This window comes from Rhizomicrobium sp., from assembly GCF_056722145.1.
Map to the genome: position 1 here is coordinate 1 of NZ_JBWZET010000151.1, position 2,042 is coordinate 2,042.

At 66.1% G+C, this 2,042-nt stretch carries 1 protein-coding gene; it reads left to right on the forward strand.

All coding sequences use genetic code 11. The annotated features are described in order from the left end of the window. Positions 1-26 precede the first annotated feature (26 nt). Positions 27-1,955 (forward strand): ATP-dependent zinc metalloprotease FtsH, encoded by a 1,929-nt coding sequence (ftsH, locus tag AC1P6P_RS08440; protein ID WP_481401997.1) that lies wholly within the window; start codon positions 27-29, stop codon positions 1,953-1,955. The last annotated feature ends 87 nt before the right edge of the window (positions 1,956-2,042 follow it).

Consider the following 2,042-nt stretch of genomic DNA (forward strand, 5'->3'; position numbering starts at 1 on the left):
GTCTGCCCGGCAGAAAGCGACACGCGATGAACGACGACCAGCCGCAGGGTAATCCCTGGATCAAGAACCTTCTGGTGTACGGCGGGATTTTCCTGGCGCTGCTGCTGGTGGTTTCGATGTTCAGCGCGCGCAGCGATTCGACCGGCACCTTGATGCGCTATTCGGATTTCCGCGCCCATGTCGCGGCGGGCGATGTGCGCGAGGTGCAGATCGGCTCTGACCGGATCACCGGCACGCTCAAGAACGATCAGCAGTTTCAGACCGTGCCGATCCCGGGCGATACCGATCTTGCCAAGGCGTTGCAGGACAAGGGCGTGCAATATGCGGGCAAGGCGGCGGAAGAGCCCAATGTCCTGCTCTATTTCCTCGCGCAGTCGCTGCCGTTCCTGCTGATTCTGGGGATGGTCGTCTTTGCGCTGCGCCAGATGCAGAAAGGCGGCGGATCGGGCGCGATGGGCTTTGGCAAGTCCAAGGCCAAGCTGTTGACCGAACGGTCGGGCCGGGTCACGTTCGACGATGTTGCCGGGATCGACGAAGCGCGCGAAGAGCTGCAGGAAATCGTCGAATTCCTGCGCGATCCCAGCCGCTTTTCCAAACTCGGCGGGCAGATTCCCAAGGGCGCCTTGCTCGTCGGCAGCCCCGGCACCGGCAAGACCTTGCTCGCGCGCGCCATCGCGGGCGAAGCAGGCGTGCCGTTTTTCACCATTTCGGGTTCCGACTTTGTCGAAATGTTCGTCGGTGTCGGCGCCAGCCGCGTGCGCGACATGTTCGAACAGGCCAAGAAGAACGCGCCCTGCATCGTCTTCATCGACGAAATCGACGCGGTCGGTCGTCATCGCGGGCATGGCCTGGGCAATTCGAACGACGAACGCGAACAGACGCTCAACCAGTTGCTGGTCGAAATGGACGGGTTCGAGGCCAACGAAGGCATCATCATCATCGCCGCGACCAACCGCCCCGACGTGCTCGATCCGGCGCTGCTGCGTCCGGGCCGGTTCGACCGGCAGGTGGTCGTGCCGATCCCCGACATCGAGGGTCGCGAAAAGATCCTTGGCGTGCACATGAAGAAAGTGCCGCTCGCGCCCGACGTCAATCCGCGCGTGATCGCGCGCAGCACGCCCGGCTTTTCGGGCGCGGACCTCGCCAACCTGGTGAACGAGGCGGCGCTGCTCGCCGCGCGCCGCAACAAGCGGCTCGTTGCGATGCAGGAGTTCGAGGACGCCAAGGACAAGGTGATGATGGGCGCCGAGCGGCGTTCGATGGTGATGACCGAGGAAGAGAAGAAGATGACCGCCTACCACGAGGCCGGTCACGCGCTCGTCTCGATCCACGAGCCGGCGTCCGACCCGATCCACAAGGCGACGATCATCCCGCGCGGGCGGGCGCTGGGCATGGTCATGCGCCTTCCCGAGCGCGACAGCTATTCGTACCACCGCGACAAGATGCACGCCAACTTGTCGGTGGCGATGGGCGGCCGCGTTGCCGAGGAGCTGGTGTTCGGCTATGACAAGGTGTCGAGCGGCGCGTCCGGCGACATCCAGTACGCGACCGGGCTCGCGCGCAACATGGTCACCAAGTGGGGCATGTCCGACAAGCTCGGCCCGCTCCAGTACGAGGACCAGCAGGAAGGCTATCTCGGCATGGGCGGCTCGCAGCGGCTGATGGCGAGCGACGAGACCAACCGCCTGATCGACAGCGAGATCCGCACGCTGGTGGACAGCGCCCACGTCCGCGCCACCGGCATCATCCGCGGCGGCGAGGACAAGCTGCACCTGCTCGCCAACGCGCTGCTCGAGTACGAGACGCTGACCGGTGACGAGATCAAGCAGTTGCTCGACACCGGCAGGCTCGACCGGCCCGACGCGCCCACGGGTGGGGTGCCGCGCGTGCTTCCCGCGCGTGGCGCCACCGTGCCGCGCGCCGGCAAGCGGTTCAGCGAGCCGACCCCGGCCTGAACCACGCTACCGGCTGTCGCCGGCCAGCCACTGCGCCAGCCGCGAGCGCGGATCGTCGAGCAGCGCCGCCGGCGATCCCGTCTCGAC

Coding starts and splice junctions, on each gene's coding strand:
- ftsH (WP_481401997.1), top strand. CDS start 27: ATGAACGACGACCAGCCGCAGGGTAATCCCTGGATCAAGAACCTTCTG.